The organism is Pseudomonas brassicacearum (genome assembly GCF_003732225.1).
GTDB lineage: Bacteria > Pseudomonadota > Gammaproteobacteria > Pseudomonadales > Pseudomonadaceae > Aquipseudomonas > Aquipseudomonas brassicacearum_E.
The window spans coordinates 308965-332142 of the sequence record NZ_MOBJ01000034.1 but is presented as its reverse complement, the minus strand read 5'-3'; the positions used below and the strand labels follow the sequence as shown (position 1 = coordinate 332142).

Here is a 23178-nt window from a genome sequence, read left to right as displayed (position 1 = left end):
TCAACGTTGATGTTGTTGGTTACTCCGCTATCGCGAGCAAGCTCGCTCCCACAGTTAACTCAACTTGACTGGCTGGCATTGAGGTATGCCCGAATGCGATCGGGTGGTTGCCGCCTGGGCCTCAATCGCACCTTTCATTCAATTCTGGAGCGCCTCCAATGAAGATCTCTCCGATCCTCACGCAACTGCGTGAGCAATGCCCCAGCTTTGCCAACCGTATCGCTGCCGGCATTGATCTCCAATCACTGCAAGCCAACACACCGCTGCAAACCCCTTGCGCCTACGTTGTCCCCATCGCCGATCTGGCGAGCAAGAGCGTGGCGCAAAACCTGTTGCTGCAACCGATCCGCGACCGTTTCGAAGTGACCCTGGTGCTCGACACCACGGACGCTACAGAAGCGCTGGATCTGTTGCACGACCTGCGCGCCGAACTTTGGCGGGCACTGGTGGGTTTCAAGCCTGGTAGCGCCTATGACGCCATCGCCTACGACGGCGGTGAACTGGTGTCCATCAATAGCAGCCGCGTGCTGTATCGCCTGCGTTTTTTTACCGAGTTTCAGCTCGGCCGCAATCTGCCAGGTCAGCCTGCGGAGAGCTGGCACGAGCGTGAACTGGACGGCTTGTCGTCCTTTACCGGGGTGACCGTGCGGGTCGATGCGATCGACCCGGCGGACCCCAACCTGAAACGTCCGGGGCCTGACGGGCGCCTGGAACTGACTTTCTCTGGAGACGTAAAGCAATGAGCAAACGCATCACTGTGCTGCCGGCCGAAGGCCGTGCCGTGCCCGACCCGGAAGCGGGCGATCTGTTGCCTCTCGAAGGCCGTGAAGTGCCGGACAACGCCTGGTGGCGTCGACGTTTGGCCGATGGCGATATCACTACCAAAGCCGTGGAAGCGGCAACACCACAGGGAGCCAAATAATGGCGATCGGATTCAGCAACATTCCTGCAGACATTCGTGTTCCGCTGTTCTACGCCGAGATGGACAATTCGGCAGCCAATAGCGCGTCGTCGGCCATGCGCCGGTTGATCGTCGCTCAGGTCAACGACAACGTTGCCGGCGCCGATGTCGGCAAACTGGTGCTGGTGTCCAGCGTGGCGCTAGCCAAAAGCATCGGCGGCCAAGGCTCGATGCTGGCCTCGATGTACGAGACCTGGCGCAAGACCGACCCGGTCGGCGAAATCTGGTGCCTGCCGGTGCACAACACCGTCGGCAGCATTGCCAAAGGCGTGCTGACTCTGACCGGCACTGCAACAGAAAGCGGTGTGCTCAACCTGTATGTCGGCGGCGTGCGCGTTCAAGCGGCCGTGGTCAACGCTGCAACAGCGGCTCAGGCCGCAACGGCACTGGCCTTGAAAATCAACGCCAGCGCCGATCTGCCGGTTACCGCCGCTGCGGTAGAAGGCGTGATCACCCTGACCGCCAAATGGACCGGTGACAGTGCCAACGACATCAGCCTGCAGTTCAATCGCCTGGGCAAGAGCAACGGCGAAGACACTCCGGCAGGTCTGACCACGGCTATCACCGCAATGGCCGGTGGCGCTGGCGTGCCGGATCAGGTGGCGGCCGTGGCTGCACTGGGTGATGAGCCATTCGAATTCATCTGCATGCCGTGGACTGACACTGCGACCCTCAATACCTGGCAAGCCGTCATGGATGACAGCGTCGGTCGTTGGTCGTGGGCCAAGCAATTGTTCGGTCACGTCTACACCGCCAAACGCGGCACCGTTGGCACCCTGGTGGCTGCCGGTCAAACCCGCAACGACCAGCACGTGACCATTCAGGCGCTGGAGTTGGGTGTCCCTCAACCGTTCTGGGTTCAGGCTGCCGCACTGGCTGCGCGCACCTCGGTGTTCATCTCTGCCGACGCCAGCCGTCCGACCCAAAGCGGCAGCCTGCCGGGTGTCGAGCCGGCTCCGGCCAGCGAGCGTTTCACCCTGACCGAGCGCCAGTCGCTGCTCAACTATGGCATCGCCACCGCGTACTACGAAGGCGGTTACGTGCGCATTCAGCGGGCGATCACCACCTATCAGAAAAACGCTTACGGCCAGGCAGACAACTCCTACCTGGACAGTGAAACCATGCACCAGTCGGCGTTTATCGTGCGTCGTCTGCAAAGCGTGATCACCAGCAAGTACGGTCGGCACAAACTGGCCGCTGACGGCACCCGTTTCGGCGCCGGCCAGCCAATCGTCACCCCGAGCACCATTCGCGGTGAACTGATCGCCCAGTACGCCAAGCTTGAACTGGAAGGCCACGTGGAGAATGCCGAGCTGTTCGCCGAGCACCTGATCGTCGAGCGCGACAGCCAGGACCCGAGCCGCGTCAACGTGCTGTTCCCGCCGGATTACATCAACGGCCTGCGTGTATTCGCGCTGCTTAACCAATTCCGTTTGCAGTACGACAACGCGGCTTGAATGCCGGGTTTCACTGTATGAGTTCAGCCCACCTCGCGTGGGCTTTTTATTGAAGGGAGAAACACCATGGGTCAACTGATTGCGGGCACCTGCTACGTCAAAGTGGACGGCGCTCAACTGACCATCAACGGTGGCTGCGAAGCGCCGCTGATGTCCACCAAACGCGAAACACTGGTGCCGGGTTTCTACAAGGAAACCGACATCACTCCATCGTTCAAGGTTACGGCGCTGCATACCCCGGACTTCCCGCTCAAGCAACTGATCGCCGGCACCGACATGACTGTCACCTGCGAATTCAGCAACGGCAAAGTCTTTGTGCTGGCCGGTGCCTACCTGATCGATGCGCCGATCTCCAAGGGCGATGACGCGTCCATCGCGTTGGTCTTCGAAGGCGTGAAGGGGACCTGGCAATGACTCAAGCCGTGAAGCTGCAAGTGGCCATCGAGGCCCACGGCGAGCCGCTGACCGAACTGACCCTGCGCCGTCCGACGGTGCAGGAAGTGCGGGCGATCAAGGCGCTGCCGTACAAGATCGACAAGAGCGAAGAAGTCAGCCTGGACATGGACGTCGCGGCCAAATACATCGCGGTTTGCGCCGGCATTCCGCCGTCGTCGGTCAACCAGTTGGACCTGGCTGACCTCAACGCGCTGAGCTGGGCTGTCGCGAGTTTTTTCATGAGTGCGGCATCGGCGCCATCACCGACCTGATCGCTGTCGCCTATGACCTGGCCTGGTTCTGGAAGGTTGACCCCGAACAGATGATGGCCAGGCCACTGGACGTGCTCCGCGAGTCACTGGAGCACGCGCAACGAATCAATGCGATGCAGCAGGTGCAGTGATGGCAGAGACAGAAAAGATTGAGAAAAAAGCGGTCTTGCTGACAGGCATCGATGAACTTTCACCCAAGCTCAAGGACCTTCGGGCGAAAGTCGATGGCTTCAAAAACAACCTTGAGCAGGCCGGCATGGGCAAGCTGGATATCAGCGGCTTGTTCAAGGGCGGCAACGTGGTCACGCCCTTCGTCGAAGGCATCAAGTCGGCGGCAGCGTTTCAGGGCAAATTGGCTGAGGTCGGTGAGACGGCAAAAAGCGTCGATATGCCGAGCGTGCCCAAAAGTGCTGCGCAAAGCCTGAACATTTTCAGCGCTTCGATGGACAAGGTCTCGGTCGCGGTTGACGCGGCGTTACTGCCTGCGGTCAGCGCGGTGGTGGTCGGTCTTGAACCGTTGCTCAATGGTGTCGGGGCGTTGCTCAACGACAACCCGGAGCTGGTCCAGGGCATTGCCGCGGGCGCTATTGCGTTCTCGGCGATTCAAACCGCGGTCACCGCCACCACGCAAGCGCTTGATCTGATGAGCACGGTGCTCAAGACCAGCCCGCTGATGCTGATTGCCATGGGCATTGCGTTGGTGGCCGGGGTGATCGTTGCGAACTGGAAGCCGATCTCGGGGTTTTTCGCCGGGCTCTGGCAAGAGATTGCGCCAGTGGTGATGCCGATGGTCGAGTTCTTCAAGACGATGTTCGCCTTCACGCCGCTGGGGATGATCATCAACAACTGGGGGCCGATCAGTCAGGTGTTCGCGGCGATCTGGGACGTTATCAAAGCAGCGGCTTCGCTGCTGTTCGATGCGTTCAAAGTGATTTTCAGCTGGACGCCGCTGGGGATGATCATTGCCAACTGGAGCCCGATCAGCGGGTTTTTCAGTTCGCTTTGGCAAGGGATCAAATCCGTTGCTGCGCCGGTTATCGACTTTTTCAAGACGCTGTTTTCCTGGTCCCCGATGGGGATGGTCGTTAACAACTGGCAACCGCTGATTGGATTGTTTTCAGCGATCTGGGATTTGCTTCGGGCACTGTCCGTGCCACTGGTCGACTTTTTCAAAGGGATGTTCGACTGGTCGCCAATGGCGGTAGTGGATGCTGCCTGGGCGCCGTTAAGTGGCTTTTTCTCTGGTGTGTGGCAGACCCTGGAGGTCATGGCGCAGCCGGTGGTGGACTTCTTTAAAAGTCTGTTCGACTGGTCGCCGATGGAAATGGTCAACACGGCCTGGGGACCACTGGGTGGATTCTTCTCTGGTTTGTGGGACTCGCTGACCAGTGTCACGGCCCCGGTCGGGGAACTGTTCAAAACGCTGTTCGACTGGTCACCGATGGAGATGATTACCGAGCACTGGACGCCGATCATCGCGTGGTTCAGTGGGCTGTGGGAAAAACTCAAGGCGATTATCGAGCCGATCAAGGAGATGTTCGGCGGCAGTTTCAGTGGCTTCATTGCGAAGATCACCGGCAAGGTCGAAGGCTTGACCGAGGCACAACGGAAAACCAACGCCGAGGGCAAAGGTGAACTGGCGCCAGCGTTTTTCGGTGCCAGTAACGATCAATCGTCGCTGCCGAGCGATTTGCCCAAAGGCTCCAACGCCCTGGTGCAACAAAGTGCGGCCAACAACCGTGCGCAACTGGAAGGTGGCCTGACCGTGCGCTTTGAAAATGCACCGGCCGGCATGCGTACCGATCCGCCGCAAACCAACCAACCGGGTCTGGCCCTGACGTCACAGATCGGCTATCGCTCACTTTCTCTCGGAGGCTCCAATGAGTTGGCGTGATCGTTTGTTGCCGGCGTCGTTTCGCGGCGTCGGATTCTGGGTCGATCAGGCGAAAACCCCGGTCGGCCAGAAAGGTCAGTTGCATGAGTATCCCCAGCGTGACCAACCGTTCTTCGAAGGCCTTGGCCAGCAGGCGAAGATCCACGACCTGACGGCCTTTATCGTCGGGCCGGATTGCCTGGAGCAGCGTGACAAACTGCTCAAGGCACTGGAGGAGGGCGCGGGTGAACTGGTTCACCCGTGGCTGGGGCGGATGCAGGTCAAGGTCGGTGAGTGCGAAATGACCCAGACCCGCCAGGACGGCGGGCTGGTGACGTTTGCTCTGAAGTTCTACCCCGACCAGCCGCTGCAGTTCCCCACCGCTCAGGTCAACACTCGCGAGCAATTGCTGGTGTCGGCCGACAGCTTGTTGGGATCGATGGTGCGGCGCTTCGAAGACGCCATGAGCGTCATCAAGGCAGCGCGGATCGGCATCAAAGAGCTGCGCGATAGCCTCAAGGAGGTCTACGAGGTTATCGAGCACGAGTTCAAGGCGCTGATCGAGACCTACAAGGAGCTCAGTTTGCTGGTCAAGGCCATCAAGGAATTGCCCCGCGAAGTGAGCGCCGAGTTCAAGGGTTTGCTCGGCGACATCAAGGAGCTCGGGGACTTTGCGCGTGAGGGTTACCGTGGCGTTCTCGCTAACGCCTCACAGCAGGTTGAAGCCGTGAAAAAGATCGACGCTCCCAAGCTCACTACCGGCAAGGACACGGTGGCGGCGGCTCAGGCCATGGCCAATCTGGTGCAGGACGCGTTGTTGGTGAAACTCGGCTATCAGGTGGCGTTGATGCCGGTGGCCACCCCAGTGGTCAAATTGAACTCGACGCCGTCCCTCGCCCAGCAAGCCGTACAACCGGTGCGACGGGTAGACGTGCCGGTGGCCGACGATGTGCTGGCCTTGCGTGAGGCGCTCAACGAAGCGATCTGGCAAGCCGCCCTCAAGGCGGACGCTGTGCATTATCAAGCGCTCAATGCGTTGCGCCAGCAACTGTTCGGGCATCTGACGGCCGTGGCGTCGTCCGGTGTGCGCTTGATTACCCTGTCTCCCAATCAGAGCATGCCGGCATTGGTGCTCACCTATCAGTACCTGGGGGATGCCACTCGGGTGGGTGAAGTGACACAGCGCAACGGTGTGATTCACTTTGGATTCCTGCCCCCGGGCGACCTGAAAATCGCCCAGGAGTAAGCCATGACCGAACTTGCAAATGCCGTCAGCCTGACCGTTGACGGTCTGGATTATGGCGGCTGGAAAAGCGTTGAAATCAGTGCGGACCTGGAGCGTCAGTTCCGCACCTTCAGACTCAACATCACCTGGCAATGGCCGGGGCAAACCCTGGCGGTGCCGATCAAACCCGGTTCGCGTTGTCAGGTGCGGATCGGTTGCGATCTGGTACTCACCGGGCACGTCTACAAGGCGCCGATCAGTTACGACGGCAAGCAGATCAGCCTGAGTATCGCGGGCAGTTCGCTGACCCAGGACCTGGTGGATTGCGCGGCGATCAACCGTCCGAGCCAATGGCAGGAACAAAGCGTGCTGAGCATCGTCCAGGCCTTGGCATCGCCTTATGGCGTGGGCGTGGTCAGCGAGATTCCACAAACCGCTAAGCTGAACAAACACAGCATCGTTCCGGGAGAAACGGTGTTTCAGTCCATCGACCGTTTGCTGACGCTGTACCGGGTGTTCTCCACCGACGATGCCGAAGGCCGGGTGCTGTTGGCGAAACCGGGCAGCGGCGGGCGCGCCAGCGATGTGCTGGAACTGGGCAAAAACATCCTATCGGCCAACGCGCCGATGGATTTCAGCCAGGTGTTTTCCGAATACCGGGTGATCGGTCAGCACAAGGGCAGCGACACCAAAAGCGGTAGCGCGGTGAGCGAGGTGTCGGGTGTGGCAACCGACGCCACGGCCCAACGCAAACGGGTCACGGTGATCAGCGAAAGCGCTCAACTGACGCCAGAGCTGGCGCAGCAACGCGCCGACTGGGAAAGCGCCACCCGCACCGGCAAAGCCCTGACGACGACCTACCGCGTGCAAGGCTGGCGGCAAGCCAACGGTGATTTGTGGCGGCACAACACCTTGGTACGGGTGATCGACAAGGTGCTGGGCTTTGATCAGGACATGCTGATCTCCAAGGTCACTTACTCGCTCTCTGAACAGGGCTCCATCACCACCCTGCAAGTGGCGCCGCCGCATACCTTCGACGCCAACCCGGTGCTACCAAAATCCTGAGTTCACATTAATTCGTAGCAGCTGGCGAAGCCTGCGTTCGGCTGCGCAGCAGTCGTGAAATCAGGCGCTGCGGTACTTCAGGTTAATCGTCGATACAGGTTTCACGGCCGCTACGCGCCCGAACGCAGCCTTCGGCAGCTGCTACAGGGTATCGCCATGCCGGGCCTCAGATATCCAAGGAAAATCCAATGAGTCTACTGACACGCCTCTTGGCGCGCGGCACTGTCGTGCTCGCCAATTCGGCTACCAAACTGCAATCGCTGCAAATGCGCCTGACCGCTGGCGAAGTGAACGACGACATGGAGCACTTCGAACCCTACGGTTTCACCAGCAACCCGCTGGCCGGTGCCGAGGGTATCGCGACCTTTCTCGGCGGGGATCGCTCTCACGCCGTGGTACTGGTGGTCGCCGACCGCCGCTATCGCCTCAAGGCACTCGCCCCCGGTGAAGTGGCGATCTACACCGACGAAGGTGACAAGGTCCACTTCAAGCGTGGACGGATCATCGACATCGAAACCAGTACGCTGAATATCCGCGCCAGCACCGCTGTGAACATCGACACGCCGACCCTGACCCAGACCGGCAAGATCGTCTCTCAGGGCGACCAGATCGCCGGCGGTATCAGCCAGATCAAGCACGTGCACCCAGGCGTCCAGCCGGGCAACGGCCAGACCGCTGCACCGGCAGGAGGTCAGTGATGTTTATCAGTCGTGACCTCAAATCCGCGCTGACTCGTTCGGTGCTGATCAGCCTCTTCACCTGGCGCCGCGCCGCCGACGATGACTTCCTCGATGACGAGGAGCGCTTCGGTTGGTGGGGCGACAGTTTTCCCACGGTGGCCGACGACCGCATAGGCTCGCGGTTGTGGTTGCTGCGCCGGGTCAAGCTGACCCGGCAGACCCAGCTCGACGCCGAATTTTATGCCCGCGAAGCTCTGCAATGGCTGATCGACGACGGCCATTGCAGCGCCATCGAGATCCTCAGCGAACGCCTCGACGACCAGCGCTTGAACCTGCGCACGGTACTGACGCTGGCCGACGGTGAGCGTCTGGACATCAACCCTGAACACAGTTGGCAGGTGACCTATGCCGTTTGAAACGCCTTCGCTGCCGGTGCTGATTTCGCGCACCCAAAGCGACCTGGCCAGCGATTCGCTGCGCCAGTCCGATGCGCAAGTTCTGGCCCGAACCCTCGGTGGTGCAGCCTTTGGCCTGTATGGCTATCTGGACTGGATCGCCGAGCAGATTCTGCCGGACAAGGCCGATGAACCGACCCTGGAACGCATCGCCGCGCTACGCCTCAACCAGCCGCGTAAAGCGGCGCAATCAGCTCGCGGAGCCGTCAGCTTCAGCGCCACGGCGGGCGCGGTGCTGGATGTCGATACTCTGCTGCAATCGAGCGACGGTCGCACCTACAAAGTGACCGCCGCGCGCACCACCAGTAACGGCCTCAACAGCACCACCATTGCCGCGCTGGATGCCGGATCTCTCGGCAATGCCGACGCGGGCATGACGCTGATCCCGGTGCAACCGATCCAGGGCATCGGCGGAACCTTCACCGTGCTGGAGCCGGGGTTGACCGGCGGCATTGCCCGCGAAAGCGTCGAATCGCTGCGTTCGCGGGTCATCCGCTCGTACCGGATTATCCCTCACGGCGGTTCGGCGCAAGACTATGAAACCTGGGCGCTGGAGTGCCCGGGAATCACCCGCGCCTGGTGTCGCGGAAGCTATCTGGGGCCAGGCACGGTCGGTTTGTTCGTCATGCGTGACGACGACCCGCAACCGGTTCCGGACGCGACACAACTGGCGTTGGTCCAGGCGCACATCGAGCCTTTGCGCCCGGTGACCGCCGAGCTGCATGTGCTGGCGCCGGTGCAGTTGCCGGTGACCTACAGTCTGCGCCTGACCCCCGACACCAGCGCCGTGCGCGCCGCCGTCGAAGCGCAGTTGCGCGACTTGCACAACCGCGAGGCCGGGCTCGGTGAAACCTTGCTGCTGACTCACATCGCCGAAGCCATCAGCAGCGCCACCGGCGAGAGCGATCACAAACTGGTCGCGCCAGCCGCCGACGTTACGGCCGCGAGCAATCAGCTGCTGACGTTCGGAGGCTGCGTATGGCTGCCATAAGAACCGCCGAGCAATACCAGGCCCAACTGCGCAGCCTGCTGCCCAGCGGTCCGGCCTGGGACCCGGAGCGAGTGCCGGAACTGGAACACGTCCTGGAAGACGTTTCCCAAGAACTGGCCCGCCTCGATGCCCGCGCCGCCGACCTGCTCAACGAAATGGACCCGGCCGGCGTCAGCGAACTGGTGCCGGACTGGGAACGGGTGATGAACCTGCCCGACCCGTGTCTGGGACTGACCCCGCTGTTCGACGACCGCCGCCTCGCTGTACGCCGACGACTGCTCGCGGTCGGCAGCCAAGCGATCAGCTACTACGTCGAAATCGCCCGTACCCAAGGCTACCCGAACGCCACCATCACCGAACTCGAATCGCCACGTATGGGGCGCTCGCGTTTCGGTGCGGCGCATTTCGGCACCTGGCAGGCGCAATTCATGTGGACCCTCAACACCGGTGGCCGCTTGCTGCTGGGCCGGCGATTCGGCGCCAGCTACTGGGGCGAACGCTTCGGCATGAACCCGGGCTCCGCGCTGGAGTGCCTGATACATCGCAGCGCACCGGCGCATACGTTGGTGCACATCAATTATGACTAGAGAATAGAGAAATGGATTATCCGAAGAGTGTGCCCAGCGCCGGGTTGGTAAATGGAAAGTTTGTAGATGAAAACCCCGTGGCTGGTACACCGGGCTCGTTGATTCCGGCAAGTTGGGGTAACGCGGTAACACAGGAGATTGTGAGTGCGATCAGCGCGGCGGGAATGGTGCCAGCAGAAAATCAAACCAATCAGCTGACATTGGCTATCAAGGAACTGGCAAAACTTGATCCACAGCAGCGTTTCCCGGTTCAGGTTTATCGCAAGAATCTTCTGATTAACGGGAGTTTTGATGTCTGGCAGCGTGGTGTTACCAATCTCGCTCCCAATACGGGTGCCTTTATTGCTGACCGCTTTCGTTGTGATTGGAATGGTAACGCAGGTGTCAATATTTCCCGGCAGAACTTTGTATTAGGCCAGACGGAAGTTCCCAATGAACCTCGGTATTTCCTGCGCTGGCAGCAAATTACCGCGGGTGCGGGAGCTAATACACACAAGATCTCACAGACTATTGAATCGGTCAGAACCTTGGCAGGGAAGTTGGCAACAGTAACGTTCTGGGCAAAAGCGGATTCCGCACGTCAGGTAACTGTAACGGTGGCGCAGTTTTTTGGCGGTGGCTCGGAGCCTGTTGTGACGACTGTAGGGAACTTTCAATTAACCAGTTCCTGGGCTCGATACAGTGCGACTGTTCAGGTTCCTTCCATTGCTGGCAAGACGCAGGGAGGGACCGGTAATGATTGTCTCAGGCTAGCGTTCGACCTCCCATTGAATGTGTTGCAGACAATCGACCTGGCTCAGGTTCAACTTGAAGAAGGCCCAGTGTCCACGCCCTTTGAGTTTCGTACTCCGGCAGACGAGTTGATGCTTTGTCAGCGTTATTACGAAAAAACCTTCAACCAGGATGTTCAACCGGGAGACACAACAGGCTCGATAGCCGGAGCCCTTATATCGACGGTCAAGATGGGCCAGACCACCTTTGCCTCTCAGCCGTTAGCGCAGTGGCCTTTCAAGGTTGAAAAAAGAACAACTCCAAGCATTAGCCTATACAAGCCCATGTCGAACGGAACACCGGGGCAATGGCGATCGGGCAGCGATCAGGTTTCATCTGCCAATGCTCGGCCCTATGCAGTGTCTACGCGAGGTGCATGGGTGGATAACTCCGATGTGGCAGTCGTCACCCAGTCTTATTACATCCACGCTACGGCTGATGCTGAAATTTAGGAGTAACGCAAGATGCGCTATCAATTAATGACGAGCGGAGTTTTTCGTCTCGCTGACTCGGTTTTTATTCCTGAAGATCCAGCCAATCGTGACTGGATTGTTTATCAGGAGTGGCTGAGTCACGGCGGCGAATCACTCCCGATGAACGCTAATCCTGGACAGGAAGAGGCTGAACGCGCGTGGCGTGACTCCGAACTGTTTTTAACCGATGGTTTGGTTGCGAGGCATCGTGACGAGTTGGAGGCGGGGGTTGCAACGACGTTATCCGCTGCAGAGTACGAAAGCCTGCAAACCTATCGCCGTGACTTACGCAATTGGCCGGCTACCGAAGCGTTTCCCGAACTGACAGGGCGGCCGGTGCTGCTTGCTCCTGTCAGCGTTATGGCTGCTCCCGTTAGAAAAACACGGGTCAGGAAATCTGTGAAACCGGTAGACGCCTCCATTACTCAATAGAAAATGTATAAGGAGTGGAACATTGGACTATCCAAAGAGTGTGCCCGGCATAGGGCTGGTGAATGGCAAGTTTGTTGATGAAAACGTAGTTTCCGGGACGCCGGGATCGTTGATTCCCGCGACATGGGGTAACAGTGTTACCCAGGAACTGCTGGCGGTTATTACGAGTGTCGGTTTGGCACCGTCTGAGGCGGACAATAGTCAGCTGCTCAAGGCGTTGCAAATGATCACGGCAAAGTCGAGCCCCATGCGTTCGTTAGTGACCAGTGTCTCCGGTTCCAAAGCATTGCTGGCCGAGGAGTTGGGGCTTGTGTTGGTCAGTGCCGGGTCGGATGCAGCCACCTTGCTGCTGCCTGCCGCCGATGTAGCGCTGGGTGTACGTGACGTCATCGTGAGGCGACTGGATAACAGCGGCAACCGGCTGACAGTTCAGTGCATGGGGACGGACACGATCAAGTTTCATACCCACCTTCGTCCTGCCGGCTATCCATTTCTGGTGTTGATGGGGGCGGGAGACTGGTGGCATTTGCGCAGTGATGGTCTCGGTAGCTGGTGGCCCGTTGGGCGGTTCGATGGTGTTCCGCTGGGACGACCCTTCTTTGAAACGACGACTGTCCTGAGCCCAGGTGGGTACGGTGCGCTAAACGGTTCTGTGTTGAGTCGAGCTGAATGGCCATGGCTGTGGGATCACGCCCAGCAGTCCGGGATGCTGAAAACCGAGGCGAGTCGGCTCGGTAATGAAGGCGGATGGACCACCGGTGATGGTGCGCTGACATTCCGCGGACCTGAAGGGCGAGGGGAGTTTTTGCGAATACTGTCCGAGGGGCGAACTGTCGATACCGGACGTGTACCGGGATCGTCTCAGTCCGGTACTTACCACTCCTATGCTTTTGGCGCTCAGGGCGCGGGTGCCATCGGGTCTCGATGGTCTGACAGTCTCGCATTGGTTGGTGCGGATACGCAGGAAGAAGTGCGCAATTTTGCAGTCGTCAATGGTGGGCCTACTTTTCCTGTAGGAACTGCCTATCAGATGGATACCGCTAATACCTTGCTCTACTCCTTTAAGTCCCGGCCGCGAAATATTGCTTATCCAGGTCGAATCAAGATTATCTGAGGTGCCCATGTTTCATTATTTAATTGACGACTCAGGCGGTTTGATCGGTCCGGTAAAACTGTTTGTCACGCCGGGTCTTGGTGTGCAACTACCGAGTAATGCCGTCGAGTTACCTGACGAGCTCGCCGAACCCGAAAGCGGATTTGTATGGGCCTGGGTGAATGGCATTCCCGAGGCATTACGTGACCGCCGCGGCACCATATTTCAAACGCAAACAGGCGCATCGACCACCTGGGAACAGTTGGGTGAACTGCCGGATGGTTTCACCGATAAACCCTGGCCCGGCCAGTATTACGTTTGGTTCGATGGCGACTGGCAACTTGATCAATCGGCGAAAGCCGCGGCTGAACTGGCAAGTGTTCTGAAAGAGCGAGACAGCCGCCTGCGCGACGCTGCCATGCGCATCGCGCCCCTTCAATATGCCGTCGATCTGGGCGATGCCACCCAACAGGAGCAATCCGCGCTGCTGGACTGGAAACGCTACTGCATTGCCTTGAACCGCATCGAACAGCAAGCCGGTTATCCCCTTGCAGTCGAGTGGCCGATATTGACGTTTTCTGAACCCAAGGAACCGACCCATTCACTGCTCTCGCTCTTCGGCCTTAAACAAAAGTAACCAAGGGACATCCTCATGCCTGTAACAGAAGGGCAATTGCTCAAGATCATGCCCAACGCCCGCCCTCAAGCGGGCGTTTTCGTTTCTGCCCTTAACACCGCAATGACCCACCACAACATCAACACCCCGAAACGCATCGCCGCTTTCCTCGCACAAGTCGGTCATGAGTCGGGGCAGTTGCGTTACGTGCGTGAACTGGGCAACGACCAGTACCTCAGCAAGTACGACACCGGCGCGCTGGCCCTCCGCTTGGGCAACACGCCTGAAGCTGACGGTGATGGTCAGCGCTATCGCGGGCGCGGGCTGATTCAGATTACCGGTCACGACAACTATCGCCGATGCAGCCTCGCGTTGTTTGGCGATGAGCGTTTGCTGGCTCTGCCGGAGTTGCTGGAGCAGCCGCAATGGGCCGCCGAATCGGCAGCCTGGTTCTGGCAGCAGAACGGCTTGAACGAACTGGCCGATCGTGACCAGTTCAACAGCATTACTCGCCGGATCAACGGCGGGTTGAATGGGCTGGAAGAACGTTTGCAACTCTGGGCACGGGCGAGGGCGGTGTTATGCCAGCCTTCGGTCTGATGCCGGTTTCTTACCGGGTTATCGCTGTCGCTGTACTGCTGGCCATTGTGGCTGGCGGTGCCGCGGCAGTGTCCTGGCACATTCAGGACTGGCGCTACGGCCAGCAACTGGCGGAACAAGCCAGGTTGCACGGCGAGGCGCTGAACCAACTGACCCTGGCGGCGGCGAATCAACAGCGCGCCGAACAGGATAAACGCCTGGCCCTGGAGCAACGGCTCCAGGCCAGCGATCAAACTTACTCGAAGGCTTTGAGCGATGCGCAACGTGATCAAGGTCGCCTGCGCGACCGTCTTGCCACTGCTGATTTGCGGCTGTCAGTCCTTATCGACCCCAGTGATGCCGGCACCGGTTCTGGTGTGTCAGCCGCCTCCGGCACCGGCGGCATGGTTCATGGAGCCTTACGAGCCCGACTTGAGCCGGCGCATGCTCAACGAATTATCGGCATCACCGACGCAGGCGACCGCGGACTGATTGCCTTGCAGGCCTGTCAGGCCTATGTCAGAGCGCTTGCTCGCTAACATTTTGATCTAGCCTGCGTCTTGCAAGCGTGATTCGCTCGTGTACGGTAGAGCGCATGCCCGCCTGATCAAGGAGAGAGTCGTGAACGAAATCACCCAGCTTGCCGCGCAACTAGGCCGGCGTTTGCAGGTTCTCAATGCCCATGTCAGCACGGCCGAGTCCTGCACGGGCGGCGGGATCGCCGAAGCGATCACCCGGATTGCCGGCAGCTCGGCGTGGTTCGAGGCCGGCTATGTCACCTATTCCAATCGTCAGAAGACCCTGCAACTGAATGTGCCCGCCGAGTTATTCACTGAGGTCGGGGCGGTCAGCCGTGAAGTGGTCGAAGCCATGGTGCGTGGCGCCCAGCACAATAGTCGCGCGCGTTTTACTGTGGCGGTCAGCGGTATTGCGGGGCCGGACGGCGGTACGCCGAACAAACCGGTAGGCACCGTCTGGCTGGCCTGGGGTGTCGGAGATGCAGTGTATTCGGAGCGCCGACACTTTCCCGGTAGCCGCGATGAAGTCCGCCGACAAACGGTGAAGGCCGCGCTAGAGGGGTTGCTGCAGTATGCCGCCGGAGAAATCTCAAATCAGGGGTAGGCGATCCGGAAACGCTGTGGAATAATACTGGCTACTTATACAGGTGTTGGCCGTCAGGCCTTATTGATTACGTGAGGACTTTAATGGACGACAACAAGAAGAAAGCCTTGGCTGCGGCCCTGGGTCAGATCGAACGTCAATTCGGCAAGGGTGCCGTAATGCGTATGGGCGATCAGGACCGTCAGGCGATCCCGGCTATTTCCACTGGCTCTCTGGGTCTGGACATCGCACTTGGCATTGGCGGTCTGCCAAAAGGCCGTATCGTTGAAATCTACGGTCCTGAATCCTCCGGTAAAACCACGCTGACACTGTCCGTGATCGCCCAGGCTCAAAAAGCCGGCGCGACCTGCGCATTCGTCGACGCCGAGCACGCACTGGACCCGGAATACGCCGGCAAACTGGGCGTCAATGTCGACGACCTGCTGGTTTCCCAGCCGGACACCGGTGAGCAAGCCCTGGAAATCACCGACATGCTGGTGCGTTCCAACGCGGTTGACGTGATCATCGTCGACTCCGTGGCGGCCCTGGTACCGAAGGCTGAAATCGAAGGCGAAATGGGTGACATGCACGTGGGCCTGCAAGCCCGTCTGATGTCCCAGGCGCTGCGTAAAATCACCGGTAACATCAAGAACGCCAACTGCCTGGTGATCTTCATCAACCAGATCCGGATGAAAATCGGCGTGATGTTCGGCAGCCCCGAAACCACCACCGGTGGTAACGCGCTGAAGTTCTACGCTTCGGTTCGTCTGGACATCCGCCGCACCGGCGCGGTGAAAGAAGGCGACGAAGTAGTTGGCAGCGAAACCCGCGTCAAAGTCGTCAAGAACAAGGTGGCTTCGCCGTTCCGTCAGGCCGAGTTCCAGATTCTTTACGGCAAGGGCATTTACCTCAACGGTGAGATGATCGACCTCGGCGTACTGCACGGCTTCGTTGAGAAGTCCGGTGCCTGGTATGCCTACAACGGCAGCAAGATCGGTCAGGGCAAAGCCAACTCGGCCAAGTTCCTGCAGGACAACCCGGACATTGCTGCCACCCTTGAGAAGCAGATTCGCGACAAGCTGCTGACGCCGACTCCAGACGTCAAAGCTTCGCCGGTCAAAGAGACCGCCGATGATCTGGCTGACGCTGATATCTGATTGATCCGATGACCGCCGTACTCGATACCCTCGTCGCGGTGCGGCGAACCGCAATGGACCTGCTCGCGCGACGCGAGCATGGTCGAGTCGAGCTGACGCGTAAACTGCGTCAGCGCGGTGCTCCAGATGAGCTGATCGACACAGCACTCGACCGTCTGACGGAAGAGGGGCTGCTGTCCGAATCCCGATACCTCGAAAGCTTTGTTTCCTACCGTGCCCGTTCCGGCTATGGCCCTTTGCGCATCCGCGAAGAGTTGAGCCAGCGTGGCTTGCAACGTGCCGATATTGAACTCGCCCTGCGTGAAAGCGGAATCAGCTGGCAAGAAAACCTGGAAGACACCTGGCGACGCAAGTTTGCCGGGCATTTGCCGATAGACGCCCGTGAGCGCGCCAAGCAAGGGCGCTTCCTCGCCTATCGGGGATATTCCATGGAAATGATTGGCCGGCTGTTCAGCGGCCGAGGAATGGATGACTGACTGAAAAGGCTCGACTATTGAAATAGTCGAGCCTTTTTTTGATCAGGTAACCTTGATCTGTTCCCGATTGCGCTGCGGCGTCGTGGGTTGAGCCGTGGCCCAGTTTTCCGGCAGGTTGATGTAGTTGACCAGCTCACGCAGGCGTCCGTGATCACGGGCGTTGAAGGTGAAGGCCAGTCGCGCCAGGTGACTGAATTGAGCCTCGTCGTGCTCCTCGCCACTGTAAGTATGTTGATGAAAATGATCGCTCAGGCACAGGTCGGCAAAGGCCTCCTGCATATGCTCGAGCGCTTGGTCGTTGAGTGTGTGATTCATACGGATCACGAACTGATGTTTCAGCCAGCGGCTGGAGTGGAAGTTGCTGTAGAACTGATTGATCTCCTCAACGGCTTCATCGACGTTGTACACCAGACGAATCAGCTTCAGGTCGCTCGGCAAGATGTAACGGTTGGCCTCCAGTTGATTGCGGATGAAGTCCAGCGCCCCTTCCCAGAAAGTGCCGCCGGGAGCATCCAGCAACACCACGGGAACCAGCGGGCTTTTGCCGGTCTGGATCAGGGTCAGCACCTCCAGGGCTTCGTCCAGTGTGCCGAAGCCGCCTGGGCAGAGCACCAGCGCGTCGGCCTCTTTGACGAAAAACAGTTTGCGGGTAAAGAAAAAGTGGAAGGGCAGCAGGTTGGCGGTGCCGTCTACGGTCGGGTTCGCATGCTGCTCGAAGGGCAGGGTGATATTGAACCCAAGGCTGTGATCCCGGCCTGCACCTTCATGGGCGGCGGCCATGATGCCGCCACCGGCACCGGTGATGACCATCAGGTTCGACTGAGCGAGTTTTTCGCCCAGTTCCCGGGCCAGGGCGTACAGCGGATGTTCGACCGGCGTACGTGCCGAGCCGAAAACGGTCACTTTACGCCGTCCCTTGAACTGCTCCAGCACACGGAAGGCGTGCTCCAGTTCGCGCAGGGCTTGCAGCGTGATCTTGGCGTTCCAGCGATTGTGGTCCTCTTGCGCCATGCGCAAGACAGTCAACATCATGTCGCGATAAATCGGAATATTCGGGCTGTTGGGTGAAACCAGGTTGAGTTGCTCTTCGATCTTGCTGGTGAGATCGACGCCGATGCTTTGAAAATGACGCACCAGAAGGTCATTCGGTTGGTAAGGCATTCAACTTCTCCTTCTACACAGAACCTTCGGCTCGAACGAGAAATTCGCCTGAGCCGCGACACTGCTTGTGTCGCTGTCAGCCCGCAAGAGGGCTGGGTACTACACCCGACTCGACATCGCCATGAAGCGTTGCAGTGGCGGTCGAGTCATCCAGACGGGTTCTGTTTATCCCTTGGATGAAAGAAACGTTCGCACTACAGGACTCTGAATGGGCAGCCCCTTTTCTGCCTCGAACATTTAACACCAATACACTGAATCTAGACGTTCGCGGTGAGTTGCGCTGACTTGATCATGGTCCTCGAAAGTCTTCGCTGGCAATAACTTATTACGGGTTTGCAATTGGCTTTCACCGCCCGTCAGAACCTCTGCTGGATGGCCAGAGCTCTGATTTACTAAGTTACAGACACAACAAGACAGCATTGCGTCCAGGGCAAGGCGCAACGCTTCAGGAGCTGTGGGGAATCATCGCGCAATCATTGGCGATCAAGTGCAAGGAGGCTGGCAATGAGTCTGGTGATTCTAGAGGTCGATACGCAACTGTATCGATTGCTGCAGTCGGCGGCCGAACGCAATCACGTGAGCCTCGAAGAGGAGTGTCGTCGGCGCCTGGAAGGGCAAGAGTGGCGCTCGCCTTATTTGCAGGCGCTGGTGGCAGAATTGCGCGCCGATGATGAGCAACGACGCGCTGGCTCGCAGTGATTAGCGCAGTGATTACTTTTTCTTTTGCGCAGTCTGCGCAGGGCAATCCGATTCCTGGTAGCTGGCCGAGCCTACAGGCCGATTGGTTTTGTTTTCCGAGAAGTCGTAACGCATGATTGCGCCCTTGGCCATCAGCTTGCGGTAGTTCGCGTTGCGGCAAACGCTGGCGCCCAGTTGCAGATAAACCGCTTTCGGATTGGCACGCATTTCGTCGGCATAACCTGATTGCACGCTGATATGGTCGATCAGCTGTTTGCCTTCAACCGTATAGCCTTGGTCGAGAAGGTTCTCATTGATTTCCCGAGGCAAGCCGACGTTGCTTTCCGCAGCAACCTTTTCCAGCATCTTGCCCAGATTCAAGTCATTCAAAGAGGCCGCTTGAGCGCTGAAGGGCAGGGCCAGCAGAAGGGCAGCGGTGGGAACGATAAGGCGCAGCATGAAACTCTCCTGGTTCAGTGACTGGTGCTTCGACCAGCCACATGGCGGTGCGTTCAGTGGCGGCGGATTATAGGCGAGCGGGGGTAGGTGGTACAGGTTTGGGCGGCCCGCTCTGGTAAACTGCCACGACTTTCTGTCCTGCCGAGTGTGTTTCGTGTCGATTTTCCTTCCTTGCCGGTGCTGCCTGCGATGAGCAATGCAGCCTCACGTTTTGCCATGAACGCCGTAGCCCGTCTGCGTGATGAGCGCGAAGAGGAAAGTACCAAGCCTTTTCTGGCTCGCGGTTCACGGGCACCCCGTTGCCATACGTGCCGGGTGATTGAGAGTCACTGCCTGTGTAACTGGCGTCCCCAGGTCGAGTCGCGAGCGGGCGTGTGCCTGATCATGACCAGGAAGGAAGTGTTCAAGCCGAGCAACACCGGCTGGCTGATCGCCGACGTGGTAAGGGACAACTTTGCCTTTATCTGGTCGCGTACCGAAGTCGACCCCGAACTGATCAAGCTTTTATCCGACCCGCAGTGGCAGCCTTACCTGGTCTTTCCCGGCGAATACGTTGCTCCCGAACGCGTGACTCATGCGGTTGAGGTTACTGGCGAGAAGCGCCCGCTGTTCATCCTGCTGGATGCGACCTGGACCGAGGCGAGAAAGATTTTTCGCAAAAGCCCTTATTTCGATGGGTTTCCGATTCTGAGCCTGCTCCCCGAAAAGCTCTCACGGTATCGCTTGCGAAGGTCTACCCGGAGCGAGCACCTGTGCACCGCCGAAGTGGCTGCGTTGTGCCTGGATCTGGCGGGGGATGTAGCGGCTGCATCGGCGCTGGACGCCTATTTCGATGTGTTCAGCCAGCATTACCTCGATGCCAAACATCAGCTGGAATTGAATGTCTCGACCCCTGCTCATACAGAACTGCTGCCATTCGTTGAGCACACGGCACCGGTCATGTCCTGATAGTCACCCATACTGACAGGCAACCACGGGTTTGCGGCTTGACCACCCAGGCTTCGCTGGGCATCCTTGGCGCCGATTGGGTGCGGCCGAAGATTGAAACGCCGGTTTTATGGGCTCTTGGCGTTGAACGTGCCCTGTTGGTGCCGCTGTCTGGCGGTACCTCGAGTTGCCTTGGCGAAACCTGAATGCATCGGGTCTGCCATAAAAAACAGGATCATTTGAAAAATGGCCACATACGAAATCCTGATTGCCGATGACCACCCGCTCTTTCGCAGCGCGCTGCATCAGGCCGTGACCCTGGGCCTTGGCCCGGAGGTTCGTCTGGTGGAGGTGGCGAGCATTGCCGAGCTGGAAACCCGTCTGACCGAAAAGGCTGACTGGGATCTGGTGCTGCTGGATCTCAATATGCCGGGCGCGTACGGTTTTTCCGGGCTGGTGCTGTTGCGCGGTCAATACCCGCAGATCCCGGTGGTGATGGTCTCGGCTCAGGAAGAAGCATCGATCATGGTGCGTTCCCGTGAATTCGGGGCCAGCGGTTTCATCCCTAAATCCAGTTCGCTGGAAGTGATTCAGCAAGCCGTGCGCACGGTACTGGATGGCGACGTCTTCTGGCCGCCGCAGGCATTCGAAGCGGTCAGCGTTTCGGACGAGGCCAAGGCAGCCAGCGAAGGCTTGGCCAGTCTGACACCACAGCAGTTTCGTGTATTGACCATGGTCTGCGAAGGTTTGCTGAACAAGCAGATAGCCTACGAACTGAGTGTTTCAGAGGCAACGATCAAGGCGCACGTGACGGCGATTTTCCGCAAGTTAGGTGTGCGTACCCGGACTCAGGCGGCGTTGCTCTTGCAACAACTTGAGTCAATATCTAGCCATTAAAGGCGCTTCCATTCACGCTTTTTTAACTTTAGTTGATCTAGCTTTCCCACTCCTTTTGGTTCAGTTGCTTACTCTATGTCGCCTTTCAAAGGTCAAACCGGTCTCAAGCGCATTCTCAATGCAGGTGGTTATTCTCTTGACGGTCTGCGTGCAGCCTTCACCGGTGAAGCCGCTTTTCGTCAGCTGGTCCTGCTGAATGTCATCCTGATTCCGCTAGCATTTGTGCTGAACGTCAGCCACGTCGAACGTGCCTTGCTGATTGCCGTCTGTATGCTGGCGCTGATCGTCGAGTTGCTCAATTCGGCCGTGGAAGCCGCGATTGACCGGATTTCCCTCGAACGGCACCCGCTGTCGAAAAATGCCAAGGACATGGGCAGCGCTGCTCAGTTAGTGGCGCTGAGCATGATTGCGTTGGTGTGGGCGGTGATTCTGCTTTAAGCAATCGTCGGCAGAACGATCTCGTCGCTGCGCTGAACCCCGGCGGTGAAAGCGCGGCACAGTTCGAGAAACTCGCGCATGGCCGATGTCTGATATTTCTGTTTGTGCCAGATGAAATAGAACTGCCGCGCCAGATCCAGATCCGGCGTTTCCACCGCCACCAGACTGCCGCGGCGGAATGCGTCGCGTAGCGCCAACCGCGAAATACAGCCAATTCCCAAGCCGGACTCCACTGCGCGTTTGATCGCTTCGGTGTGTTCCAGCTCAAGCCGGATATTCAACGCGCTGCGGTGATGACGCATGGCCTGGTCAAAGGTCAGGCGCGTGCCGGAACCCTGTTCGCGAAGGATCCACGCCTCATGGGTCAGTTCCTCCATGGTCGCCTGGCCACGGGCGGCCAGCGGGTGTTGCGGGGCACAAAACACCACCAGCTCATCCTCGACCCAGCTTTGTACCTCGATGTCCGGGTGGCTGCAGTCGCCTTCGATTAGACCCAGATCAATTTCATAGTGGGCGACTTGTTGCACGATGTTGGCAGTGTTCTGCACGTGCAGCTTCACCTGGCTTTCCGGATGGCGCTGCATGAAGCTGCCGATCAGCAAAGTCGCCAGGTAGTTGCCGATGGTGAGGGTGGCACCGACCGCCAGCGAGCCGAAACCGGACTTGCCGTTGAGCAGGTCTTCGATTTCCTTGGCCTGGTCGAGCAAGGCCACCGCCTGTGGCAACAGTTGTTTGCCCATGGCGTTGAGGCTCAGCCGCTTGCCGGCGCGGTCGAACAATTGGCAACTGGATTGGCGTTCGAGCTCGGTGATCGAGGTGCTGGCCGCCGACTGCGAAAGATTGAGCAGACCCGCAGCACGAGACACACTCTCTTGCTGAGCGACGGCGACGAAGACTTGAAGTTGACGTAGAGTAAATCGCATATCGATATAACCGATAACCCTTATCTTAATAATCCAGTTAACAGATATTGTCGCCGCCATTAGAATGCTATGCAATTGCGCTCGGCAGCTCATTTTTTGCAGGGCAGGCGCAGAGCATGCGCAGACAAATCTCCAGGAGTCCCCCGTACATGAGCAACATGAACCACGAGCGTGTCCTCAGTGTTCATCACTGGAACGACACTCTGTTCAGCTTCAAGTGCACCCGCGATCCGGGCCTGCGCTTCGAGAACGGCCAGTTCGTGATGATCGGCCTGCAACAGCCCAATGGCCGCCCGCTTATGCGCGCTTACTCGATTGCCAGCCCGAACTGGGAAGAGCATCTGGAGTTCTTCAGCATCAAGGTTCCCGATGGTCCGCTGACTTCCCAGTTGCAGCATCTGAAGGAAGGCGATGAGATTATCATCAGCAAAAAACCGACCGGCACTCTGGTGCTGGACGATTTGAAGCCTGGTAAACATTTGTACCTGCTCAGCACCGGCACTGGTCTGGCGCCGTTCATGAGCGTCATCCAGGATCCGGAAACCTACGAGCGTTTCGAAAAAGTGATCCTGTGCCACGGCGTACGTTACGTCAACGAAGTCGCTTACCGCGAATTCATCACCGAGCACCTGCCGCAGAACGAATTCTTCGGCGAGGCTCTGCGTGACAAGTTGATCTACTACCCGACCGTGACTCGCGAGCCGTTCGAAAACGAAGGTCGTCTGACCGACCTGATGCGCAGCGGCAAGTTGTTCAGCGATATCGGCCTGCCGCCGATCAATCCTGAAGACGACCGCGCCATGCTTTGCGGCAGCCCGAGCATGCTCGACGAAACCAGTGAAGTGCTCAACAGCTTCGGTCTGAAAGTTTCGCCACGTATGCGTGAGCCGGGTGACTACCTGATCGAGCGCGCGTTCGTCGAGAAGTAAGCCTTTTCCTTTGGGATAGGGCTTTTGTGGGAGCGAGCTTGCTCGCGATGGCGATGTATCAGTCGAC

General features: G+C 58.7%; 30 protein-coding genes. 27 read left to right on the top strand and 3 right to left on the bottom strand.

The genetic code is table 11. The annotated features are described in order from the left end of the window. Positions 1-158 precede the first annotated feature (158 nt). From BK659_RS26115 to recX, 21 genes are all read left to right on the top strand, one after another. Complete coding sequence (locus BK659_RS26115; RefSeq protein WP_123428423.1) at positions 159-743, top strand: phage tail terminator protein; 585 nt, start codon at positions 159-161, stop codon at positions 741-743. Next, entirely contained in the window at positions 740-922 is a 183-nt protein-coding gene (locus tag BK659_RS26110) for a DUF2635 domain-containing protein (RefSeq protein WP_054595951.1), read from the top strand. Before BK659_RS26115 ends, BK659_RS26110 begins: the two co-directional genes overlap by 4 nt. Beyond that, complete coding sequence (locus BK659_RS26105; protein WP_123428421.1) at positions 922-2418, top strand: phage tail sheath subtilisin-like domain-containing protein; 1497 nt, start codon at positions 922-924, stop codon at positions 2416-2418. Before BK659_RS26110 ends, BK659_RS26105 begins: the two co-directional genes overlap by 1 nt. Before the next feature lie 66 nt (positions 2419-2484). Further along, on the top strand, positions 2485-2832 hold the full coding sequence (locus BK659_RS26100; RefSeq protein WP_123428419.1) for a phage tail tube protein: 348 nt from the start codon (positions 2485-2487) through the stop codon (positions 2830-2832). Next, a complete protein-coding gene (locus tag BK659_RS26095; protein ID WP_054595954.1) occupies positions 2829-3125 on the top strand; it encodes a phage tail assembly protein in 297 nt (98 codons plus the stop codon). The genes BK659_RS26100 and BK659_RS26095 overlap by 4 nt, the downstream gene beginning before the upstream one ends. A gap of 130 nt (positions 3126-3255) precedes the next feature. Then, positions 3256-5019 (top strand): phage tail tape measure protein, encoded by a 1764-nt coding sequence (locus BK659_RS26090; RefSeq protein WP_123428417.1) that lies wholly within the window; start codon positions 3256-3258, stop codon positions 5017-5019. Then, positions 5006-6244, top strand: a complete 1239-nt coding sequence (locus tag BK659_RS26085; protein ID WP_123428415.1) for a DNA circularization protein — start codon at positions 5006-5008, stop codon at positions 6242-6244. The genes BK659_RS26090 and BK659_RS26085 overlap by 14 nt, the downstream gene beginning before the upstream one ends. A 3-nt stretch (positions 6245-6247) precedes the next feature. After that, on the top strand, positions 6248-7288 hold the full coding sequence (locus tag BK659_RS26080; protein WP_123428413.1) for a phage baseplate assembly protein: 1041 nt from the start codon (positions 6248-6250) through the stop codon (positions 7286-7288). Positions 7289-7476: 188 nt separating this feature from the next. Continuing rightward, the gene (locus BK659_RS26075; RefSeq protein ID WP_123428411.1) at positions 7477-7986 is read left to right on the top strand and encodes a phage baseplate assembly protein V; all 510 of its coding nucleotides are present in this window, start codon (positions 7477-7479) and stop codon (positions 7984-7986) included. Then, positions 7986-8384 (top strand): phage GP46 family protein, encoded by a 399-nt coding sequence (locus BK659_RS26070; protein WP_123428409.1) that lies wholly within the window; start codon positions 7986-7988, stop codon positions 8382-8384. Before BK659_RS26075 ends, BK659_RS26070 begins: the two co-directional genes overlap by 1 nt. Beyond that, the gene (locus BK659_RS26065) at positions 8374-9414 is read left to right on the top strand and encodes a baseplate J/gp47 family protein (RefSeq protein ID WP_123428407.1); all 1041 of its coding nucleotides are present in this window, start codon (positions 8374-8376) and stop codon (positions 9412-9414) included. Before BK659_RS26070 ends, BK659_RS26065 begins: the two co-directional genes overlap by 11 nt. Next, the gene (locus BK659_RS26060; protein WP_123428405.1) at positions 9402-10001 is read left to right on the top strand and encodes a YmfQ family protein; all 600 of its coding nucleotides are present in this window, start codon (positions 9402-9404) and stop codon (positions 9999-10001) included. Before BK659_RS26065 ends, BK659_RS26060 begins: the two co-directional genes overlap by 13 nt. Positions 10002-10012: 11 nt before the next feature. After that, complete coding sequence (locus BK659_RS26055) at positions 10013-11224, top strand: carbohydrate-binding protein CenC (protein WP_123428403.1); 1212 nt, start codon at positions 10013-10015, stop codon at positions 11222-11224. 12 nt (positions 11225-11236) lie between these two features. Next, positions 11237-11677, top strand: a complete 441-nt coding sequence (locus tag BK659_RS27840) for a tail fiber assembly protein (protein ID WP_185015474.1) — start codon at positions 11237-11239, stop codon at positions 11675-11677. 22 nt (positions 11678-11699) lie between these two features. Further along, positions 11700-12791, top strand: a complete 1092-nt coding sequence (locus BK659_RS26045) for a phage tail protein (RefSeq protein ID WP_123428401.1) — start codon at positions 11700-11702, stop codon at positions 12789-12791. A gap of 7 nt (positions 12792-12798) precedes the next feature. Beyond that, positions 12799-13407 carry a tail fiber assembly protein gene (locus BK659_RS26040; RefSeq protein ID WP_123428399.1) on the top strand — a complete coding sequence of 203 codons (609 nt, stop codon included), beginning with the start codon at positions 12799-12801 and terminating at the stop codon, positions 13405-13407. A gap of 15 nt (positions 13408-13422) precedes the next feature. Further along, positions 13423-13986, top strand: a complete 564-nt coding sequence (locus BK659_RS26035; RefSeq protein ID WP_123428397.1) for a glycoside hydrolase family 19 protein — start codon at positions 13423-13425, stop codon at positions 13984-13986. Continuing rightward, a complete protein-coding gene (locus BK659_RS26030; RefSeq protein WP_123428395.1) occupies positions 13968-14504 on the top strand; it encodes a lysis system spanin subunit in 537 nt (178 codons plus the stop codon). Before BK659_RS26035 ends, BK659_RS26030 begins: the two co-directional genes overlap by 19 nt. Positions 14505-14586: 82 nt before the next feature. Next, complete coding sequence (locus tag BK659_RS26025; RefSeq protein WP_123428393.1) at positions 14587-15087, top strand: CinA family protein; 501 nt, start codon at positions 14587-14589, stop codon at positions 15085-15087. 83 nt (positions 15088-15170) lie between these two features. Then, a complete protein-coding gene (gene recA, locus BK659_RS26020; RefSeq protein ID WP_054595966.1) occupies positions 15171-16223 on the top strand; it encodes a recombinase RecA in 1053 nt (350 codons plus the stop codon). Positions 16224-16231: 8 nt separating this feature from the next. Next, positions 16232-16699, top strand: a complete 468-nt coding sequence (recX, locus tag BK659_RS26015; protein WP_123428391.1) for a recombination regulator RecX — start codon at positions 16232-16234, stop codon at positions 16697-16699. Between the two features lie 42 nt (positions 16700-16741). On the opposite strand, the gene BK659_RS26010 is transcribed toward recX, so the two are convergent. Continuing rightward, positions 16742-17860 carry an LOG family protein gene (locus BK659_RS26010; RefSeq protein ID WP_123428389.1) on the bottom strand — a complete coding sequence of 373 codons (1119 nt, stop codon included), beginning with the start codon at positions 17858-17860 and terminating at the stop codon, positions 16742-16744. Between the two features lie 504 nt (positions 17861-18364). Here BK659_RS26010 and BK659_RS26005 point away from each other — a divergent pair. Then, positions 18365-18559 carry a hypothetical protein gene (locus BK659_RS26005; protein WP_123428388.1) on the top strand — a complete coding sequence of 65 codons (195 nt, stop codon included), beginning with the start codon at positions 18365-18367 and terminating at the stop codon, positions 18557-18559. A gap of 12 nt (positions 18560-18571) precedes the next feature. Here the strand turns inward: BK659_RS26005 and BK659_RS26000 are convergent, their stop codons facing one another. Continuing rightward, positions 18572-18997 carry a PA3611 family quorum-sensing-regulated virulence factor gene (locus BK659_RS26000; protein ID WP_071551585.1) on the bottom strand — a complete coding sequence of 142 codons (426 nt, stop codon included), beginning with the start codon at positions 18995-18997 and terminating at the stop codon, positions 18572-18574. A 189-nt stretch (positions 18998-19186) separates the two neighbouring features. Here BK659_RS26000 and BK659_RS25995 point away from each other — a divergent pair, with 189 nt between their 5' ends. From BK659_RS25995 to BK659_RS25985, 4 genes are all read left to right on the top strand, one after another. Further along, entirely contained in the window at positions 19187-19945 is a 759-nt protein-coding gene (locus BK659_RS25995) for a tRNA-uridine aminocarboxypropyltransferase (RefSeq protein ID WP_123428386.1), read from the top strand. Between the two features lie 38 nt (positions 19946-19983). Further along, positions 19984-20130, top strand: a complete 147-nt coding sequence (locus BK659_RS27835; protein ID WP_185015473.1) for a hypothetical protein — start codon at positions 19984-19986, stop codon at positions 20128-20130. Positions 20131-20170: 40 nt separating this feature from the next. After that, entirely contained in the window at positions 20171-20821 is a 651-nt protein-coding gene (erdR, locus tag BK659_RS25990) for a response regulator transcription factor ErdR (protein ID WP_123428383.1), read from the top strand. Positions 20822-20896: 75 nt separating this feature from the next. Further along, positions 20897-21259 (top strand): diacylglycerol kinase, encoded by a 363-nt coding sequence (locus BK659_RS25985; RefSeq protein WP_123428381.1) that lies wholly within the window; start codon positions 20897-20899, stop codon positions 21257-21259. Here BK659_RS25985 and BK659_RS25980 read toward each other — a convergent pair. Then, on the bottom strand, positions 21256-22182 hold the full coding sequence (locus BK659_RS25980) for a LysR family transcriptional regulator (RefSeq protein ID WP_185015472.1): 927 nt from the start codon (positions 22180-22182) through the stop codon (positions 21256-21258). The two genes, BK659_RS25985 and BK659_RS25980, sit on opposite strands and share 4 nt — an antisense overlap. A gap of 149 nt (positions 22183-22331) precedes the next feature. On the opposite strand from BK659_RS25980, the gene fpr reads away from it, so the two are divergent. Continuing rightward, a complete protein-coding gene (fpr, locus tag BK659_RS25975; RefSeq protein WP_003189055.1) occupies positions 22332-23111 on the top strand; it encodes a ferredoxin-NADP reductase in 780 nt (259 codons plus the stop codon). Positions 23112-23178: the final 67 nt, after the last annotated feature.

Bases quoted from the DNA above. Each gene is read 5' to 3' on its own strand.
- BK659_RS26040 (WP_123428399.1), top strand. From the start codon at position 12,799: ATGTTTCATTATTTAATTGACGACTCAGGCGGTTTGATCGGTCCGGTA.
- BK659_RS26075 (WP_123428411.1), top strand. From the start codon at position 7,477: ATGAGTCTACTGACACGCCTCTTGGCGCGCGGCACTGTCGTGCTCGCC.
- BK659_RS25980 (WP_185015472.1), bottom strand. From the start codon at position 22,182: ATGCGATTTACTCTACGTCAACTTCAAGTCTTCGTCGCCGTCGCTCAG.
- BK659_RS25995 (WP_123428386.1), top strand. From the start codon at position 19,187: ATGAGCAATGCAGCCTCACGTTTTGCCATGAACGCCGTAGCCCGTCTG.
- BK659_RS27840 (WP_185015474.1), top strand. From the start codon at position 11,237: ATGCGCTATCAATTAATGACGAGCGGAGTTTTTCGTCTCGCTGACTCG.
- BK659_RS26055 (WP_123428403.1), top strand. From the start codon at position 10,013: ATGGATTATCCGAAGAGTGTGCCCAGCGCCGGGTTGGTAAATGGAAAG.
- BK659_RS26070 (WP_123428409.1), top strand. From the start codon at position 7,986: ATGTTTATCAGTCGTGACCTCAAATCCGCGCTGACTCGTTCGGTGCTG.
- fpr (WP_003189055.1), top strand. From the start codon at position 22,332: ATGAGCAACATGAACCACGAGCGTGTCCTCAGTGTTCATCACTGGAAC.
- BK659_RS25985 (WP_123428381.1), top strand. From the start codon at position 20,897: ATGTCGCCTTTCAAAGGTCAAACCGGTCTCAAGCGCATTCTCAATGCA.
- recX (WP_123428391.1), top strand. From the start codon at position 16,232: ATGACCGCCGTACTCGATACCCTCGTCGCGGTGCGGCGAACCGCAATG.
- BK659_RS26065 (WP_123428407.1), top strand. From the start codon at position 8,374: ATGCCGTTTGAAACGCCTTCGCTGCCGGTGCTGATTTCGCGCACCCAA.
- erdR (WP_123428383.1), top strand. From the start codon at position 20,171: ATGGCCACATACGAAATCCTGATTGCCGATGACCACCCGCTCTTTCGC.
- BK659_RS26060 (WP_123428405.1), top strand. From the start codon at position 9,402: ATGGCTGCCATAAGAACCGCCGAGCAATACCAGGCCCAACTGCGCAGC.
- BK659_RS26115 (WP_123428423.1), top strand. From the start codon at position 159: ATGAAGATCTCTCCGATCCTCACGCAACTGCGTGAGCAATGCCCCAGC.
- BK659_RS26005 (WP_123428388.1), top strand. From the start codon at position 18,365: ATGAGTCTGGTGATTCTAGAGGTCGATACGCAACTGTATCGATTGCTG.
- BK659_RS26035 (WP_123428397.1), top strand. From the start codon at position 13,423: ATGCCTGTAACAGAAGGGCAATTGCTCAAGATCATGCCCAACGCCCGC.
- BK659_RS26100 (WP_123428419.1), top strand. From the start codon at position 2,485: ATGGGTCAACTGATTGCGGGCACCTGCTACGTCAAAGTGGACGGCGCT.
- BK659_RS26085 (WP_123428415.1), top strand. From the start codon at position 5,006: ATGAGTTGGCGTGATCGTTTGTTGCCGGCGTCGTTTCGCGGCGTCGGA.
- BK659_RS26030 (WP_123428395.1), top strand. From the start codon at position 13,968: ATGCCAGCCTTCGGTCTGATGCCGGTTTCTTACCGGGTTATCGCTGTC.
- BK659_RS26000 (WP_071551585.1), bottom strand. From the start codon at position 18,997: ATGCTGCGCCTTATCGTTCCCACCGCTGCCCTTCTGCTGGCCCTGCCC.
- BK659_RS26010 (WP_123428389.1), bottom strand. From the start codon at position 17,860: ATGCCTTACCAACCGAATGACCTTCTGGTGCGTCATTTTCAAAGCATC.
- recA (WP_054595966.1), top strand. From the start codon at position 15,171: ATGGACGACAACAAGAAGAAAGCCTTGGCTGCGGCCCTGGGTCAGATC.
- BK659_RS26095 (WP_054595954.1), top strand. From the start codon at position 2,829: ATGACTCAAGCCGTGAAGCTGCAAGTGGCCATCGAGGCCCACGGCGAG.
- BK659_RS26090 (WP_123428417.1), top strand. From the start codon at position 3,256: ATGGCAGAGACAGAAAAGATTGAGAAAAAAGCGGTCTTGCTGACAGGC.
- BK659_RS26080 (WP_123428413.1), top strand. From the start codon at position 6,248: ATGACCGAACTTGCAAATGCCGTCAGCCTGACCGTTGACGGTCTGGAT.
- BK659_RS26105 (WP_123428421.1), top strand. From the start codon at position 922: ATGGCGATCGGATTCAGCAACATTCCTGCAGACATTCGTGTTCCGCTG.
- BK659_RS26110 (WP_054595951.1), top strand. From the start codon at position 740: ATGAGCAAACGCATCACTGTGCTGCCGGCCGAAGGCCGTGCCGTGCCC.